Source organism: Cellulosimicrobium sp. SJTW-1, assembly GCF_047716875.1.
Taxonomy (GTDB): Bacteria; Actinomycetota; Actinomycetes; order Actinomycetales; family Cellulomonadaceae; genus Cellulosimicrobium; species Cellulosimicrobium funkei.
Genome location: NZ_CP136680.1, coordinates 3,869,026 through 3,884,696, shown reverse-complemented (window position 1 = coordinate 3,884,696; position 15,671 = coordinate 3,869,026). Strand labels below are relative to the sequence as shown.

At 76.9% G+C, this 15,671-nt stretch carries 13 protein-coding genes; 5 read left to right on the top strand and 8 right to left on the bottom strand.

All coding sequences use genetic code 11. The features are described from left to right. Window positions 1–4 precede the first annotated feature (4 nt). Window positions 5–1,624, bottom strand: coding sequence for an asparaginase (locus RSE42_RS17465; RefSeq protein ID WP_415297382.1), 1,620 nt, complete (start codon window positions 1,622–1,624; stop codon window positions 5–7). A gap of 185 nt (window positions 1,625–1,809) precedes the next feature. On the opposite strand from RSE42_RS17465, the gene RSE42_RS17460 reads away from it, so the two are divergent. Further along, complete coding sequence (locus RSE42_RS17460) at window positions 1,810–3,228, top strand: pyridoxal phosphate-dependent decarboxylase family protein (RefSeq protein ID WP_415297380.1); 1,419 nt, start codon at window positions 1,810–1,812, stop codon at window positions 3,226–3,228. A 45-nt stretch (window positions 3,229–3,273) separates the two neighbouring features. On the opposite strand, the gene RSE42_RS17455 is transcribed toward RSE42_RS17460, so the two are convergent. Both RSE42_RS17455 and RSE42_RS17450 read right to left on the bottom strand, forming a co-directional pair. Continuing rightward, window positions 3,274–4,419, bottom strand: coding sequence for a ScyD/ScyE family protein (locus tag RSE42_RS17455; RefSeq protein WP_415297378.1), 1,146 nt, complete (start codon window positions 4,417–4,419; stop codon window positions 3,274–3,276). Window positions 4,420–4,693: 274 nt separating this feature from the next. After that, the gene (locus RSE42_RS17450) at window positions 4,694–5,986 is read right to left on the bottom strand and encodes an endonuclease/exonuclease/phosphatase family protein (protein WP_144722178.1); all 1,293 of its coding nucleotides are present in this window, start codon (window positions 5,984–5,986) and stop codon (window positions 4,694–4,696) included. A 156-nt stretch (window positions 5,987–6,142) separates the two neighbouring features. Between RSE42_RS17450 and RSE42_RS17445 the strand changes: the two genes are divergently transcribed. Both RSE42_RS17445 and RSE42_RS17440 read left to right on the top strand, forming a co-directional pair. Further along, window positions 6,143–6,976, top strand: a complete 834-nt coding sequence (locus tag RSE42_RS17445; RefSeq protein ID WP_415297376.1) for a VOC family protein — start codon at window positions 6,143–6,145, stop codon at window positions 6,974–6,976. 46 nt (window positions 6,977–7,022) lie between these two features. Then, entirely contained in the window at window positions 7,023–8,390 is a 1,368-nt protein-coding gene (locus RSE42_RS17440) for a hypothetical protein (RefSeq protein WP_415297375.1), read from the top strand. 99 nt (window positions 8,391–8,489) lie between these two features. On the opposite strand, the gene RSE42_RS17435 is transcribed toward RSE42_RS17440, so the two are convergent. Both RSE42_RS17435 and RSE42_RS17430 read right to left on the bottom strand, forming a co-directional pair. Then, the gene (locus RSE42_RS17435; RefSeq protein ID WP_415297373.1) at window positions 8,490–10,382 is read right to left on the bottom strand and encodes a glycerophosphodiester phosphodiesterase family protein; all 1,893 of its coding nucleotides are present in this window, start codon (window positions 10,380–10,382) and stop codon (window positions 8,490–8,492) included. Window positions 10,383–10,517: 135 nt separating this feature from the next. Beyond that, window positions 10,518–11,342, bottom strand: coding sequence for a MerR family transcriptional regulator (locus tag RSE42_RS17430; RefSeq protein WP_396050100.1), 825 nt, complete (start codon window positions 11,340–11,342; stop codon window positions 10,518–10,520). Window positions 11,343–11,385: 43 nt separating this feature from the next. On the opposite strand from RSE42_RS17430, the gene RSE42_RS17425 reads away from it, so the two are divergent. Continuing rightward, window positions 11,386–11,844: a DUF6194 family protein gene (locus RSE42_RS17425; protein WP_222123587.1), complete on the top strand. Its 459-nt coding sequence runs from the start codon at window positions 11,386–11,388 to the stop codon at window positions 11,842–11,844. Between the two features lie 141 nt (window positions 11,845–11,985). Here the strand turns inward: RSE42_RS17425 and RSE42_RS17420 are convergent, their stop codons facing one another. Further along, window positions 11,986–12,672, bottom strand: coding sequence for a histidine phosphatase family protein (locus tag RSE42_RS17420; protein WP_144679660.1), 687 nt, complete (start codon window positions 12,670–12,672; stop codon window positions 11,986–11,988). Between the two features lie 121 nt (window positions 12,673–12,793). Further along, window positions 12,794–14,026 (bottom strand): hypothetical protein, encoded by a 1,233-nt coding sequence (locus RSE42_RS17415; RefSeq protein WP_415297370.1) that lies wholly within the window; start codon window positions 14,024–14,026, stop codon window positions 12,794–12,796. A 117-nt stretch (window positions 14,027–14,143) separates the two neighbouring features. Here RSE42_RS17415 and RSE42_RS17410 point away from each other — a divergent pair, with 117 nt between their 5' ends. Then, entirely contained in the window at window positions 14,144–15,022 is an 879-nt protein-coding gene (locus tag RSE42_RS17410) for an alpha/beta fold hydrolase (protein ID WP_415297368.1), read from the top strand. Window positions 15,023–15,038: 16 nt separating this feature from the next. Here the strand turns inward: RSE42_RS17410 and RSE42_RS17405 are convergent, their stop codons facing one another. After that, on the bottom strand, window positions 15,039–15,647 hold the full coding sequence (locus tag RSE42_RS17405) for a hypothetical protein (RefSeq protein WP_415297366.1): 609 nt from the start codon (window positions 15,645–15,647) through the stop codon (window positions 15,039–15,041). Between the last annotated feature and the right edge of the window lie 24 nt (window positions 15,648–15,671).

Below are 15,671 nucleotides of genomic sequence, written 5' to 3'. Positions count from 1 at the left end.
GGTGTCAGCGGCAGGTCGTCTCCGGGTAGGCGGCGGTCGTCTCCGTCTGGACGGCCCGTCCGTCGACGTCCTTCGTCGCGACGAGCGTGATCTCGCCCGCGTCGAGCGTCTTGCCCTTCACGGCGAGCGTCTTCTCGGCCGACTCGCCGGCGGGGACCGCCGAGAACGTGTGCTCTCCCGCGGGGGTCTGCACGTGCACGTCGATCGGCACCGTGTCGTCGTTCGTCACGGCCGCCGTCAGCCAGAGCTGCTTGCCCGCGGCCTTGCACGACGGCGTCGCGGTGCCGGAGAAGCGGACCGTCGTCGAGCCCGGCTCGGCGCCGACCGTGGCCGCCGTCGCGGACTGGTCGAACGACGCGTTGCCGAAGGTCGTGAACCAGCCCTGGGCGGTCGCGAAGTCGTCGGTGAAGGCCCGCGACAGGAGCAGCAGGAGCCGCGCCTTGACGGCCGTGAGGTCGCCGCCGGCGATGATGCCGTTGCCGCCCCCGTACGACGACCCCGACCCGGTGCGCGTCGTCGAGACGAACCAGACGCCCTTGTCGCGGACGGCGGCGGTGCGGGCCTGGCTCATCGCGGACGAGATGCCCCCCGCACCCGTCCCCGCGGTGACGATGCCCTGGACGCCCGCGTTCGCGAACGCCGTCACGGCCTCGCCGCCGGCCTGCTGGTAGGACATGAGGATCTCGACGCGCGGGAGCGTCTTCGCGTCGACCTTCGCGAGGTCGAACGGCGTGAACCACTCCTCGGTGTCGCACGCGAGCACGCGCGCCGGGGCGCGGCCGAGCGTGACGTTGTCGCCGTCGATCCAGCCGAGCACGCCGTACTCGCGCGTCTGGAACGTGTCGGTGCGGTACGAGTTCGACTTCGTGACCTCGCGGGCCGCCTGGATCTCGTCGTTGAGCATCAGCACCGTGCCGAAGCAGAACGTCTGCTGGGACGCGGCGACCTTGATCGCGTTGTAGAGGTTCGCGGGCGCGTCCGTGCCGAACACGAGGCTCGAGTCCGGCCCGGCGCCCGACCCCCACGGGCGCATCGAGCCGGACGTGACGACGGGCTTGCGCGACCGCACGGTGAGGTCGAGCCAGTACGCGAACTCCTCCTGCGTGTCCGTGCCGGTCGTGACGACGACGGCGTCCGCCGTCTCGAGCTGCTTCTCCACCTCGAGCGTGAGCGCGTGGAACTGCTCCATCGAGTAGCCGGACGAGCCGGCGTTGCCGAACTGGACGGCGGTGACGTCGGCGACCGCGTCGAGCTCGGGCCGCAGCGTGTTCAGCATGTCCTCCATGCGGTACGTGCCGGCGCGGTAGCTCGTGAACGTGTCGCGGCCGGTCGCCTTGCCGGCCATCGTGCCGCCGGTCGCGACGACGACGACCTTCGGCTTCTCCGCCGCGGCGGTCGCCGTCGCGGTCGCGTACTGCGCGGACCTGATGCCGAGCGGGTTGGCCGGTGCGGTACCGGCCGCGAGCACCGGTGCCGCGGCACCCTCGGCGCGCGCGGCGGCGGCCGACGCCCGGGAGTCGGCGACGGTGTACGCGACCGTCGCGGCGAGGGCGGCGCACGCGAGCACGAGCGCGACGACGGCCGCGACGGCGCGGCCGGACAGGGTCAGGGTGAACGTTCTCAACAGGGGGCCTTCCGTCGGGGGGAACATCTGGCCCGCCCGACGCTAGGGACCGCGTGTTGCCTGGGGATTGCCTGGGCGTAAGAAGTACGGACGTGCCGGTTGCCGCCGGAGCGGTTGACCCGCGCTCCCCACGGGTCCAGCCTGGCGGGAGGGCCGGCGTCGGTCCGGCCCGGTCAGGAGCGGTCATGGACGATCGCGACGCCGCCCTCCTGCGGGCGCACGAGCACGCCGCCGCGTGGCTCGACTCCCTCGCGACGCGCCCGGTCCCGCCCCGGGCGGGCGTCGCCGACGTCGTCGCCGCGCTCGGCACGGACCTGCCGGACGGTCCCAGCCCGGCGGCCGACGTCGTCGACCTGCTCGCCACGGCGTGCGGGCCGGGCCTCACCGCGATGCCGTCGGGCCGCTTCTACGGCATGGTCATCGGCGGCAGCCACCCGGCGGCGCTCGCGGCCGACTGGCTCACGAGCGCGTGGGACCAGAACTCCGCGCTGCGCACGGTCACCCCGGCCCACACGGCCGTCGAGGACGTGACGAGCGCGTGGCTGCTCGAGCTGCTGGGCCTGCCCGCGTCGGGCGCGGTCGGGTTCGTCACCGGCGCCACGACCGCGAACTTCACGGCGCTCGCCGCCGCGCGCGGCGAGGTGCTGCGCCGCGCGGGGTGGGACGTGCGGCGCGACGGCCTCACGGGTGCGCCGCGCGTGCGCGTGCTCGTCGGTGCCGAGCGGCACGAGTCGGTCGACCTCGCGCTGTCGTACCTCGGGCTCGGGGCGCCCGAGGTCGTCGCCGCGGACGACCAGGGCCGGGTCTCGGTCGCGGCGCTCGAGGAGGCGCTGGCCGACCCGGCCTCTACCTCGCGGGACCGGGGCTCTACCTCGCGGGACCGGGGCCCTACCCCGGCGCCCACGATCGTCGTGCTGCAGGCGGGCAACGTGCACTCCGGGGCGTTCGACCCGTTCGGCCCGGCGGTCGACGTCGCGCACCGGCACGGCGCGTGGGTGCACGTCGACGGCGCGTTCGGGCTCTTCGCCGCCGCGTCGCCGACGTACCGCCACCTCGTCGCGGGGTACGAGGGCGCGGACTCGTGGGCGACCGATGCGCACAAGACGCTCAACGTCCCGTACGACTGCGGGCTCGCGATCGTCGCGGACCCGGCGCCGCTGCGCGCCGCGATGGGCATGCACGGCGACTACCTCATCCAGAGCGAGGCGGGCGACCCGCTCGACAAGGTGCCCGAGCTCTCGCGGCGCGGTCGCGCGTTCCCCGTCTGGGCGGTGCTGCGGGCGCTCGGCCGCTCGGGCGTCGCCGACCTCGTGGACGGGTTCTGCCGCCACGCGGCGACGTTCGCCGACGCGGTGCGCGCGCTCGAGGGCGAGGTGCTGCACGACGTCGTGTTCACCCAGGTGTGCGCGGCGTTCGGCGACGACGCGCGCACGCAGGACGTCGTGCGGCGCGTGCTCGACGACGGGACCGCGTGGATGTCCGGCTCGCGCTGGCACGACCGCGCCGTGCTCCGCGTCTCCGTGAGCTCCTGGGCGACGACGGACGCCGACGTCGCGGTGAGCGTCGACGCGCTCGGCCGGGCGGTCGCCGCGGCCCGCGCCTGACGACCGGCCCCGGGCGTCGGTGCGACGCCCGGGGTCGGTGGTGCGTCAGCGCCCGCCGTGCCGGCCGAGGTCGATGCGCACGAGGTGCCCGTCGGGCGGCGTCGTCTCGTCCGCCGGGAGGGCGTTCGTCGTCGCGAGCAGGCCCTTGCCGTCCCACTCGAGGCCCGCGGGGAGCGGGACCTCGACGAGGGTGCTCGGCCCGCGCTTGCCGACCTGCGAGACCTTCCCGCCGAACAGCTCGGCGACGTAGACCGTGCCGTCGCCGGACACGGCGAGGTTGGTCGCTCCGAGGAACCCGGTGGCGAGCCGGCGCACCGCGCCGCGCCAGGGATCGACCGTGTACACCGCGCCGCGCGCCCCGAGGCTCGCGTCCTCGGGCCCGCCGGGGAGCGTCGTCACGTAGAGCACGCCGCGCGGGCCCACCTCGACGTCCGTCGGGACGGGCTCGAACCAGTACGTCTGCCCGACGACGCACGCGGGCCACCCGAGGCCCGCCGCCGCCTCGGCGGTGACGACCGCGGGCTGCGCGGGCAGCACGGCCACCGTCCGGACCCGGCCGCGGTCGCTCACCGACAGGATCGCGTTGGCGCCCGCGTCGGCGACGTACGTGGTCCCGCGGGACGACGTCGTGGCGTACGGGTGGGAGTCCGCGATCCCCGTGTACCGGGGCGGGACGGGCGACGCGGGGACCTGGGCGACGCACGCCGGGTCGGTGTCGCGCAGGCCGTAGGTCACGCCGCCGTCGGGGTTGTTCGCCTGCTCGTACGCGAACGTGTCCGCGAGCACGACGGGCGCGCCCGTCGGGTTGCCCCGCCGGTCGGTCCGCAGCGTCGACACCTCCGACGCGACCGGACCCTCCTCGCCGAGCTGCGTCTCGGTGAAGGTGATCCGACGGCCGTCGTAGGAGACGCCGCCCACCTCGCCGCCGTCGGGCGACGCGTAGAGGACGGTCGGGGTGCCGTCGCGGCCGACGGCCGTGAGCAGCCCGGGGAAGTTCTGGGTGACGTAGGTGGTGCCGCGCGGCCCGACCGCGAGGCTGAGCGGCGTGACGAGGCCGGTCGCGACGTCGGTCACGGTCGGCGGGCGCGGCGAGGGCTTGCCGCCGTGCGCGAGGGCGGGCCCCGCGACGAGCACGAGGGCGGCGGTCGCGGCGGCGACGGCGGCGGGCAGGGCGGTGCGGAGTCTTCTCATGGGTGCTCCTGGTCCGGCGGTCCCGCGGGGGCGAGGGGAGCCGGCGCGCGCTGCTGTCGGCGCGGGCGTCGCCCCGGGGACGAGGGTGAGGTGGTCGTCGGGCCGGACGACGTGGCGCGCCGGGGGCGTGCCGTGCGACCGGCGAGGCGCCGGCCGGGAGTCTGCTGTGCGTCGGCGGTGAGCACAGACCTCCGAGTGTGCACCCGCGGGCGGCGCCGGTCCACCATCGTCGCCCCGGGCGACGAGCACCCGGGGCGACGTCGGGGCCGGTGGGTCAGCCGCGGACGGCCAGGTCCACCCAGACGAGCCGGTGGTCGCTGCTCGGGAACGGGAAGACGCCGGTGAGCCGCGAGAGCGGGTCGGCCTGGACGGGCCAGAACACGCCCGCGTCGCGGACCCGCAGGTCGCGCGACGGCAGCACGTAGTCCGCGCGGAGGTTCCCGGGCGCGGTGTCGGCGAAGTCGGCGGTGTCGAGCGCGGGGTCGCCCCGGTGGGTCGCGTTCGCCCCGCCCTGGAGCGTCGCGGCCTCGACCGCGCCGGCGGACCGGGGCGCCGGGTCCTGGACCCGCCGGTGGTCGAGGAGCTGGTCGATCGCGGCGTCCACGGAGTCGCCGTCGAGCGGGTCGGCGTTCTGGTCGCCCAGGACGACGAAGCTCGCGCCCGGGCGCAGCCCGCCGCGCCGGCCCGCGTCGTCGTACACGTAGCGGGACGTCTTGCCGGGGGTCACGTAGTCCGCCCAGAACCGGATCTCGTCGTGGTTGCGGCGGCCGTTGCGGTCCTCGGGGCCGTCGAACGTGGGCGGGGTCGGGTGCGACGCGAGCACGTGGACGGTCTGCCGCCCCACGCGGACCGGGACGTCCCAGTGCGACTTGCTCGACAGCCGCACGACGTCGAGCTCCTCGGGCGTGAACCAGTCGGCGGGCGCGGGCGTCGCGGGGTCGTCCGGGAGGAGCGCTCCCGGCATGTCCTTCCACAGGAAGTGCTGGAACGTGCGGACGCCGCGCGTGTCGATCGGGTACCGCGAGAGCACGACCATGCCGTACTGCCCCTCGAACGCACCGAAGCCGAACGCGTCGTCCCCGCCGCCGACCACGCCGTCGCCGTTGAGGTCGAACCCGCTGGGCACGCCGGTGTTCGACGGCGCGACGTACGCGTAGCGGTACTCGATCGGCTCGGCGTCGCCCTGGGGGACCTCGAGGTAGTTCTCGCGGAACAGGTCGACCGCGCGCTCGTCGGGCACGTAGTCGAACTCGTTGAGCAGCACGACGTCGGGCCGCGTGCGCTGGAGCACCTCGGCGATCGTCGCGGCCTGCGGGTCGTCGGGGGTCGAGAGGTCGGCCTCGAGCTCGCCCGCGGCGGCGCGGTTGAGGCTCGCGTTGTACGTCGCGACGCGGAGCGTCCCGCGGTCGTGGCCGTGGCGGTCGCCGTGCGCGGCGGCGGGCGCGACGACGGCGCCGGCGCCCGCGACGGCGAGAGCCGCGGCGGCCGCGAGGGCGGGGACGAGCGCGGTGCGTGCTGCGCGCGGCCGGGTGCGGTGCGGGGTCGGGGTGGACGGTCTCGTGGACACGGTGGCTCCTCGTCGTCGGGGACGGTGGTCGTCGAGAGGTTCCCCGCCACCGTACGCACGGGTGCCCACGCCCGGAAGGTCGGGAAGGTGTCGCGCGGGCGAACACCCGGCGCCGGGCCGGGGTGACGATGTGGGTGCCCGGTGGGACCGTGAGACATGGACACCTCGCCGTCCCGACCCGTCCGCACCTACCCGCACGGCGTGCCCTGCTGGGTGGACACCGAGCAGCCCGACGTCGACGCCGCCCTCGCGTTCTACGGCACCCTCTTCGGGTGGGAGTTCGAGGACCGGCTCCCGCCCGGCGCGGGGGAGCGGTACGTCGTCGCCTCGCTCGGCGAGCAGGACGTCGCGGCCGTCGCGACGGGCCGCGCCGAGCCCGGGTGGATCACGTACGTCGCGGTCGACGACGTGGACGCCTCCGCGCGCGGCGTCCCGGACCTCGGGGGCGAGGTCCTCGACGGCCCGACGACGGTCGGCCCGCCGGGGCGCATGGCGACCGTGCGCGACCCCCAGGGCGCGACGTTCCGGCTGTGGGAGCCCGGCGCGCGGCTCGGCGCGCAGCGCGTCAACGAGCCGGGCACGTGGAACTTCAGCGTGCTGCGCACGCCCGACGTCGCGCGGGCCCTGCACTTCTACGGCCCGCTGCTCGGCTGGGAGGTGAGCCCGGACCTCGGGGCGGGGATGGCGCGCGTCGAGGGCTACGGCGACCACCCCGCGCGGACGGTCTACCCCGAGATCGACGCGAACCAGGGAAGCGCCCCGCCGGGGTTCCGAGACGTCGTGGCAGGCGTCCTGGAGGAGCCCGGGCCCGCGCGTCACACGGTGACGTTCGCCGTCGCGGACCGGGACGCCGCGGCCGCGGCGGCCGAGCGCGCCGGTGCGGTGGTGCTGTCCTCGGCCGACACGGGGTGGACGCGCGAGGCGGAGGTCCGCGACCCGCAGGGCGCGGTGCTCACGCTCTCGCAGTTCACGCCGCCCGAGGGTTTCTGACGGGACGGCTGCCGCCGGGCCGCGGCGGGTGCGGCATCATGACGCCGTGAACGTCGTGACGCGCAGCCCGCACGCCCAGGTCGTCGACCGTCTCCGCGCCGCGGACCTCGAGTACGGGCGCGTCGGCCCGACGGACGACCGCGGCTGGACCTTCGCCGAGGTCGACACCGAGGACGGCACGTGCGCCGACGAGGCGGACGTCCCCGCGTCGGTCGCCGAGTCCCTCGCGCGGGTCGACGCGCTCGTGCCGGCGCCGTGGGTCGTGCAGCTCGACGCGGGCTCGGACCTGCTGCCCGAGGGCGTGAGCGCGATCCTCGCCGCCCGCCCGGACGCCGTCGCGCCGCCGGTCGTCGTCACGTGGGCCCCCGCGCAGCCCGGCTCGAGCACCGACCATACGATGCGCCTCGACGGCGACCCGGGCGCCGTGCTCGCGGCCGTCGGCGCGCTCGTGGGGCTGCGCGACGCGACGACGGCCGCGGACCGGCTGCGCGCGCTCGAGCACCCCGACGACCTCCTCGAGGTGTTCGCGGCGGTCGCGGACCTGCCCGCGACGGACTCGGCTGCGCCGGACGCCGTCGTGCAGCTCGTCCGCGCCGACGCCGCGTTCGTCCGCGCCGCCGTCCGCCGGGCGGGCACGACGTGGGTGCGCGCGACCGACGAGCGCACCGTCGTCTGGATCGCCGCACGCCCCGAGGCGCCGACGCCGGGCGCGTCGGACGACGAGGCGCAGGAGGCGTTCCGCTCAGCCCTCTCGGGCGAGTTCCGCGCCCGGTCCACGATCGAGCGCGGCCTGCGCGCCGGGGAGGTCGTCGTCAGCCTGGAACGGACCGGCGGCGGCGTCGCCTGGACGCTCAGCACGCCGGGGCGCCCGTGGGTCTTCGGAAGCTGGAACGACACCTGGACGGACCTCTCGACGTCCGGCCCCGAGGGCGCGTACGAGGCCCTGGTCGAGGCGTTCGGCGCGCCGCGCGACCCGGGCCGGCTGCGCGCGCTGCTCGCCTCGTCGACCTGGCCCGGCGACCCCGTCGCCGAGCTCGCCTACCTCCTCGGGCTGCCCGCCGCGCTCGTCGAGGCCGTCGAGGACCCGGCCCGGTTCCGGCACGGCGCCGAGCGCGTCCAGCCCCTCGGCCCGACGGCGCCGCTCACCGCGACCGAGAAGGCAGCTCTCGTCGCCCGCGCGCCCCGGCGCGGCGCGGGGAGCGCGGCGTGGGACGTCGTCCTGCTGGTGCTGGGCCTCGCGCTGCTCGGCCTCGGGGCGGCGATCCTCGCGACGGACGGCGCCGTCGTCGGGTCGGACGGACCGCCCGGGTGGGACGTCGTCCCGTGGGTCGCGGGTGGCGCCCTCGTCCTCACCGGCTGGGTGCGGGCCGGGTCCGCCCGCGGGGAGCGGCGACGCTTCCTCGCCGACGCGTGAGCGCCCGTCCCCGGTCGGCTCCGACCGGGGACGGGCGACGTACCGGGCCGCTGCGCGCAGCGGCCCGGTCGATGTCAGGCGCCCCGTCAGGCTGCCCGGTCAGCGGCCGTCGAGGTGGTCGACCTCCTCGAGCAGACGCTCGCGCGTGGCCGTGTCGCGCACGAACTTCTCCACGACCTTGCGCACCGACGCCCACCGCCCGGCCTCGACGGCGTCGAGCGCCTTCGTCAGCTGGCCGGGCGGGAGGTCGAGCGCCGCGAGGCGCGAGCGCAGGCCCTCCGGCGTCACGGTCACGACGACGGTCGTCTCCGCGGTCGCCTCGCCGCCCGCGCCCCGCGCGGTCGCCGTCACCGTGTGCTCGCCGAGGGCGAGGTCCGCGGCCGGGACGACCGCCCCGTTGTCCACGGGCTCGCCGTCGACCGTCACGACCACCTCGTCCGCGTCCGTCGTGCTCGCCGCGACGACCAGCGTGCCGCCCCGCTCGACCTCGGTGCCCTCCGCGGGGCTGACGATCGTGACCGTCGGCGCGCCGGGCGCGGGCGCCTCCTGCTCGCGCGCCTGCTTCCACCCGACGAACGCCCCCGCGCGGTCGGTGATGATGCCGTCGACCCCGATCTCGGTGAGGCGCGCCCAGTCGGCCGCGGAGTTCACGGTGTACGGCATGACGGCGACGCCCGCCGCGTTGAGGTCGGCGACGACGCCCGGACGCGCGAGCAGCGCGCTCGCCGACGGGTTGTACATGACCGCCCCGAGGTCCTGCGCCACGGCGACGGGGTCGGCGTCGAGCGCGCCGCGGAGCAGCCCGCGCGGGATCTGCGGGGCGTGCTCGCGCGCGGCGCGCAGCGCGTCGACGTCGAACGACTGGAGCACCACGCGGTCCTCGAGCCCGGCCTCCACGACCATGTCGACGACGCGCTCGACCTCCGCGGACGTCTCGGGCCCCTTGATCTCCAGGAGCAGGGTCGACGACGACCCGGTCTCGAGCAGGTCGAGCAGCTGCGCGAACGACGGCAGCCGCTGCCCGGCGAACGCGGGCGAGAACCAGGACCCGGCGTCGAGCGCGGTGACCTGCTCGCCCGCCAGGACGGCGACGTCGCCCGTGCCGTCGGTCGTGCGGTCGACCGTCTGGTCGTGCAGCACGACGGGGACGCCGTCGGCCGTGGTGTGCACGTCGACCTCGACGTACTCCGCCCCCGTGCGCATCCCGGCCGCGACGGCGGCGAGCGTGTTCTCGGGTGCCACCGAGGAGTAGCCGCGGTGCGCGACGGTGACGGGCAGCTCGCCGTCGCCGCCGACGTACGACGCGGGCTCGATCTCCGTGACGGTCACGTCGTCGACGCTCACGGTCGCCCCGGCGGTGACGAAGCCGAGCGCGCCGTCGCGGGACCGGTCGATCCGCCCCTCCAGCACGGTCCGCCCGTCGAGCGCGTACGTGACGGCCGCGCCCTGCACCTCGACGGACAGGTGCACGTCGCGCCCGGTCGCGGCGTCGGTCGGCGCCGAGCCGGTGTACGGGACGTTCCAGGCGTCCGCGGCGGTGCGCTGGGCGATCTCGACGCCGTTGGGCGCCGTCGTCGTGGTGCGCAGGACCGCCTGCCACCACGGGGTGGTGCCGTCGGGCGCGACGTCGAGGATCGCGCCCGCCCAGCGCGACGCGTTGTCCACGCTCTCGAACCGGAGCGTCGCGTCGAGCCGGTAGTTCTCCGCGGCGCGGCCGAACACGATCCGCGCGGGCGACGACCCGTCGGGTGCGTCGCCGACGAGCCGGCCGTCGCGCACCTGCCAGTCGCCGAGCACGGGCGTCCAGCCCTCGGGGAGGTCGTCGCCGTCGAACGACTCGGCGAGCAGCACGTCGCCGGGTGCGGCGGCGGCCGGGGCCGCGAACGGCGCGGTCGCGGTCGTGGCCGTGGCGGCGACGAGCGTCGTCGCGAGCAGGGTCCCCGCCAGTGCGGCGGCGGTGCCGCGCACGGCGCGGCGTCGGGTGGTCGTCATCGGGTCCTCCGAGCGTCGGGTCGGTTGCCCCGGCGACCCTAGGAACGCGGCGTTGCGCTCCGGTGGACGCCGGGCGACGCCTCGGGGACGGTCAGGTGTCGGGACGCCGCCGCCCCCTCGGCATCCCCCCGAGCCTCACCCGGACGGCTCCGTCGCGCCCGTCAGGAGCCGTGCGACGTCGGACCCCGCGGCGAGCAGCGCGACGGTGCGGCGCGCGATCGCGTCGAGCCGGGCGTCGAGGGCCGCGAGGGTCGGGGCGACGTCGTCGAGCCGGCGCAGCGCCGCGATCGTCTCGCGGACCGCCGGGACCGGGTACCCGGCCGACCGCAGCGCCGCGGTGATCCGCGCCTCCCGGACGGCGGCGGGCGGGTAGGCGCGCGCACCGTGGGTCCCGGCGCGCGTCGCGACGCGCTCGGGAGCGACGAGCCCCTCGCGCTCCCAGTGGCGCAGCGTCGAGGCCCGTACGCCGAGCGCCGCGGCGAGCCCGGTGATGGTGAGGACGTCGTCCTCGTCGCCGGCCGCACCCGCGGGCACGTTCACGGACGGGCTGCCCTCGTCGGGTCCGGCCTCGCCGGTGGGCCCACCCTCCGCGCGGATCGCGAGCAGCGCGCGGCGGGCGACGAGCGCCTCGTCCCGCTCGCGCGCGAGCGTCAGGTGCAGCGCCCCCACGCGCGCTGCGGCGTCGGGCAGGGGGAGCGTGCGGACCTCGCGGAGCACCGCGCGGGCGACGACCGGGCCGACCGCCGTCGCCAGCCCCCGGTACGCACGCAGCGCCAGCACGTGCTCGTCGCCGAACGTGCGGTAGCCGTTCGGCGACCGGCCCGCGGGCGGCAGGACGCCGAGCGCCTCGAGGTCGCGCACCTGCTGGACGGACCAGCCGGTCGCGCGCGCGACGTCGGACGTGCGCAGCACCCGGGGCGTGTCGGGACCGCCGCCCGACCCCCGCGCTCGTGCACCCACGTCGCCCAACCCTCCGGAAGCACGTCAACCTCACACTGGAACCATGAGTATGGAGCAGATCCTCGCCACGGTCCGGTCGCTCGACGGCGCCCTCGTGCTCTCCCCGGGGCCGGGCAGCGCGTTCCCCGAGCTCGCGTGGGGCGACCACTTCTTCTACCACGCCCCCGACGGCGTCGTCCCGCCCGGGCAGCCGTACGGCACCGTCGTCACGAAGGACTACCCCGACGACACCGCGTCGCGCCTCGGCGTGGAAGGACGCTGGAGGGTCAACGTGCACGTCGGGCGCGCCCGGTTCCGCACGCTCCTCGGCGCCGACCCGCGCGACGGCGCGGCGTCGGAGGTGGCGGAGACCGACGTCGTCGTGCCGCACCCGGTCTACGGCGCGCTCGGCTGGGTGGCGGTCGTGGTGCCGGGCGAGCGCACGACCGCGCTCGTCCTCGACCTGCTGCGCGCGGCCCACGACGACGCCCGCGCCCGCACCGCCCGCCGCACCACCCGGTAGCGGAGACCTCCGGCGGCCCGCCGTCGACGACGGGGTTGATCCCCGCCGAGCACGGGGTTGGCGGCGTCCTTCGCCGGCAGAGCGACCACAACCCCGTGTTCGGCGGAGGTCTCTGCCGTGGGGGATCGGGCCGGGTGGCGGTCAGGCGGGGAGCGGGGTGCTCGGGCGAGCGGGGATGGGGGCGGGGCGGGCGGCGACGTGGCCGTGGCCGGCGACGTCGACCCCGACCGCGAGGAGGCGGGGGACGCCGTCGGTCACCTCGACGGTCGAGACGGACGCGTTGGGCAGCGCGACGAGGCCGGTGGGGGCGAGCGTCGCGAGCCACGCGCCGAGGGTGAGGCCGTGCCCGACGACGAGCACGTGCCGGTCCCGCGTCGCGCCCGGGCGGGACGCGTCGTCGTGTGCGGCGACGACGCGCGTGAACACCGCGCGCACGCGCGCCATGAAGTCCCGGCCCGGCTCGCCGCCGCCGACGCCCGGGTGGGTGCCCGCGAGCATGCGGGGCACGAGCTCGGCCCACGGCTCGACGGCGTCGAGCTGCGACTCCGGCCGTCGCTCGTAGGAGCCGAACGACAGCTCGCGCAGGTCGGGGTCGACCGTGAGCGGGAGGTCGGGGTGGTGCCGCAGGATCTCCATCGCCGTGAGGACCGCGCGGCCCTGCGGCGAGGAGTACGCGGCCGCGAAGTCGTGCCGCGCGAGGTGCTGCGCCGTGACGCGTACGCCCGCGCGTCCCGTGCGGGTGAGGGGGGAGTCGCACGCCCCCTGCAGGTGGCGTCGTGCGTTGAGGTAGGTCTGCCCGTGGCGTACGAGCGTGATCGTCAGGGTCATCGTCGCTGTGCCCTCTCCGGTGCGTCCCGGTCTGCTGGTCACGGCCGACGCTAGGGGAGCGGGGTGTCGGGACGACGACCGCCGGGTGACGCCGGGGTGGCGGGTGCCGGAACGCCGTCCCTCAGGAGCGCGCGGTGACCTCGTCGAGGTGCCGGGCGTCGTCGGGCCCAGGAGCGTCGTCGGCGTCGCGCGGACCCGTCTGCTCGGCGTCGGGCGCCCCCGCCTCCTCGGCGGCGCGGGCCTCCGGCTGCTCGGGCACGCGCTCCGCGGGCTCCTCGGGAGCGACGGGCGCGGGCCACGGCTCGTCGGCGACGGCCGACCCGGCGTGCGGTCGCGCGCCCGCGTGCCGGTGCGCGACCACCGCGAGCGGCGCCACGAGCACCCCGCACACCATCCCCCACGAGAGGCCCGCCTCGAGCACGGGGAGGGTGCGGCCGGCGTCGGGCAGCACGCCGCCCGCGGCGAGCGTGGAGGAGACGACGGGCACCGCCGCCGCGAGGGCCGCACCCCCGGCGCACGCGAGCCACACCCCGAGCAGCAGCGCCGCGCGGCCCTCGACCGGCGGCAGGCGTCGCGCGGCGAGCGCCGTGAGCAGCCCGACCGCGAGACCGACGCCGACGGGCAGCAGCAGGTGCACGGGGTCGGCGAGGAGCGCCGCGCGGTCGACGGCGATCCGGGCGGAGGGCAGCAGCAGGACGTCGCGCGCCACGCCCCACGGCGACTGCGGGTCCGCCGCCCCGGGGAGCGTCGTGCGCCCGACGCCCGCGGCCGCCCACAGCACGCCCGTCGCCGTGCCCGCGGCGAGCGCGGCGGGCCACGCGCGCACGCGCGTCGGCGTCCGGGTGTGCCGGGTGCCGGCCGGGTCGTCGTGGCGGTCGGTGAGGGCGCGCGCGACGGCGACCGTCACCGCCACGAGCGGGCCGTTGACGAACCCCCACCAGCCGCCGAGCGCGGTCGCGACGAACCGGGTGATCGTGTCCGCGCGCCAGGCGAGCGTGACGCCCGCGAACCAGGCCGCCGTCGCGGTGAGCGCGGACGCGAGCACGGCCGCGCCCCAGACGGCGAGGAACGCGGCCCAGCGGCCCTCGCCCGCGGGCAGGCGCCGCAGCACGAGGTGCGTGCCGAGCGCGACGACGCCGCCCGCGAGGGCGGCCGTGAGCACGGTGCTGCCCGAGACCTGCTGACCGCCCGTGACGACGCCGGTCGGGTGGGGCAGGAGCGTCCGGACGAGCCCGGCGGGCAGGGCGTGCGTCGCCCCGGCGAGCCAGTCCGCGACCCGCCCGGTGACGACCCAGAGCACCGCGGTGAGCGTCCCCGCGGCGACGACGGCGGGCACGGTCCTCGATGACGGCATCCTGCGAGGGTAGTGGCAACGCGCGGCCGCGCGGACCGCTCAGTTCCGGCGGCGGTCGCCGTCTCTACGCACGGGACCTGCCGCGACGCGCGGCGGGACGACGACACGGAGGACGTCATGAGCGAGACCACGACCCGCACCACGAGCCGCACCCTGGACGTGCCGGGAGCCGTCCTGGCCTACGACGTCCGGACCCCCGCGGCGCCGGGCGACCTGCCGCCGCTCGTCGTCATGGGCTCGCCCATGGCGGCGTCGGGGTTCGGGCAGCTCGTGGACCTGATCGACGACCGGGTGGTCGTCACGTACGACCCGCGCGGCACGGAGCGCAGCACGCTCGCCGCCGACGGCGAGGTGTCGGTCGAGCGGCACGCGGACGACCTGCACGAGGTCGTGGCCGCCCTCGGGCTGGGGCCGGTGGACGTGTTCGGGTCGAGCGGGGGCGGCGTCGTCGGGCTCTCGTGGATCGAGCGGCACCCGGAGGACGTGCGGACGTTCGTCGCGCACGAGCCGCCCATCACGCCGCTGCTGGAGGACGCCGAGACCGCGACGGCGGTGCAGGCGGACATCGTGGAGACGTACCGCCGCGAGGGCTTCGGGCCTGCGATGGCGAAGTTCGTCGCGCTCGTCAGCCACGTGGGGCCGCTGCCCGCGGACTACCTCGACCGCTCGGCGCCCGACCCGGCGATGTTCGGCTTCCCGACGGAGGACGACGGGTCGCGCGACGACCTGCTCCTCGGCCTCAACCTGGCCACCATGCCGTCGTGGGCGCCCGACGGCGACGCCCTGCGCGCGGCGACGACCCGCATCGTCCCGGCCGTGAGCGCCGCCGGGGAGGGCACGCTCGCGTGGCGGGGCGGCGCGGCCCTCGCCGCCCTCCTGGGCGTCGAGCCGGTGACGTTCCCGGGCGACCACGGCGGCTTCATGGTCAACGAGTGGTCGCCCGCGAACGACCCCGCCGCGTTCGCGGCGGCCCTGCGCGAGGCGCTCGCGGGCTGACGGCGCGCCTCGGGTCTCAGTGGAAGGCGGCGAGGGCGAGGCAGCCCAGGCCGAGGACGACGTCGAAGTACAGGCACGCCTCCGCCATCGGCCGGGGGACGACCTCGCCGCGCCGGCGGTGGACGACGTCCCAGGCGGCGTGGCCGGCCAGGGTCAGCCCTGCCACGACGAGACCGACGCCCGGGTCGACGGCGAGCGCCACCACAGCGAGGGACCCGTAGCCGAGAAGTGCGGCCGCCTGGGGGAGCGTCGGTCGTGCCGCGCCGCGCGCGACACCGATCCCGAGCAGCACGAGCGCGGTGAGCCCGATGCCGGCCCACCAGGGGATGCCCGCCACCTCGCTCGCGACCACGACGAGCGAGGCGCCGAGGATGCTCACCCAGGCGACCCAGGGGCGTCCGAGCGCTGCTGCGGCCACGTAGCAGAGCGCGGCCGCGCTCACGCCGATCGCCAGGGTGGTGCGGTCGGCCACGCCGATCGCGAGCAGCAGGACGGCGACGCCGAGGCCGAGCGCGGCGGGCCAGCGGGCCACGACGGCCCGGGCGGTGCTCGTCCCGGTGCTCGTCCCCCGCGCGGTTCCGGAGCGCGGTCCGGTGGTCTGCCGGGCGGTGCGTGGAGTGCTCATGACGTCCTCGACTCTCGTGGCGGT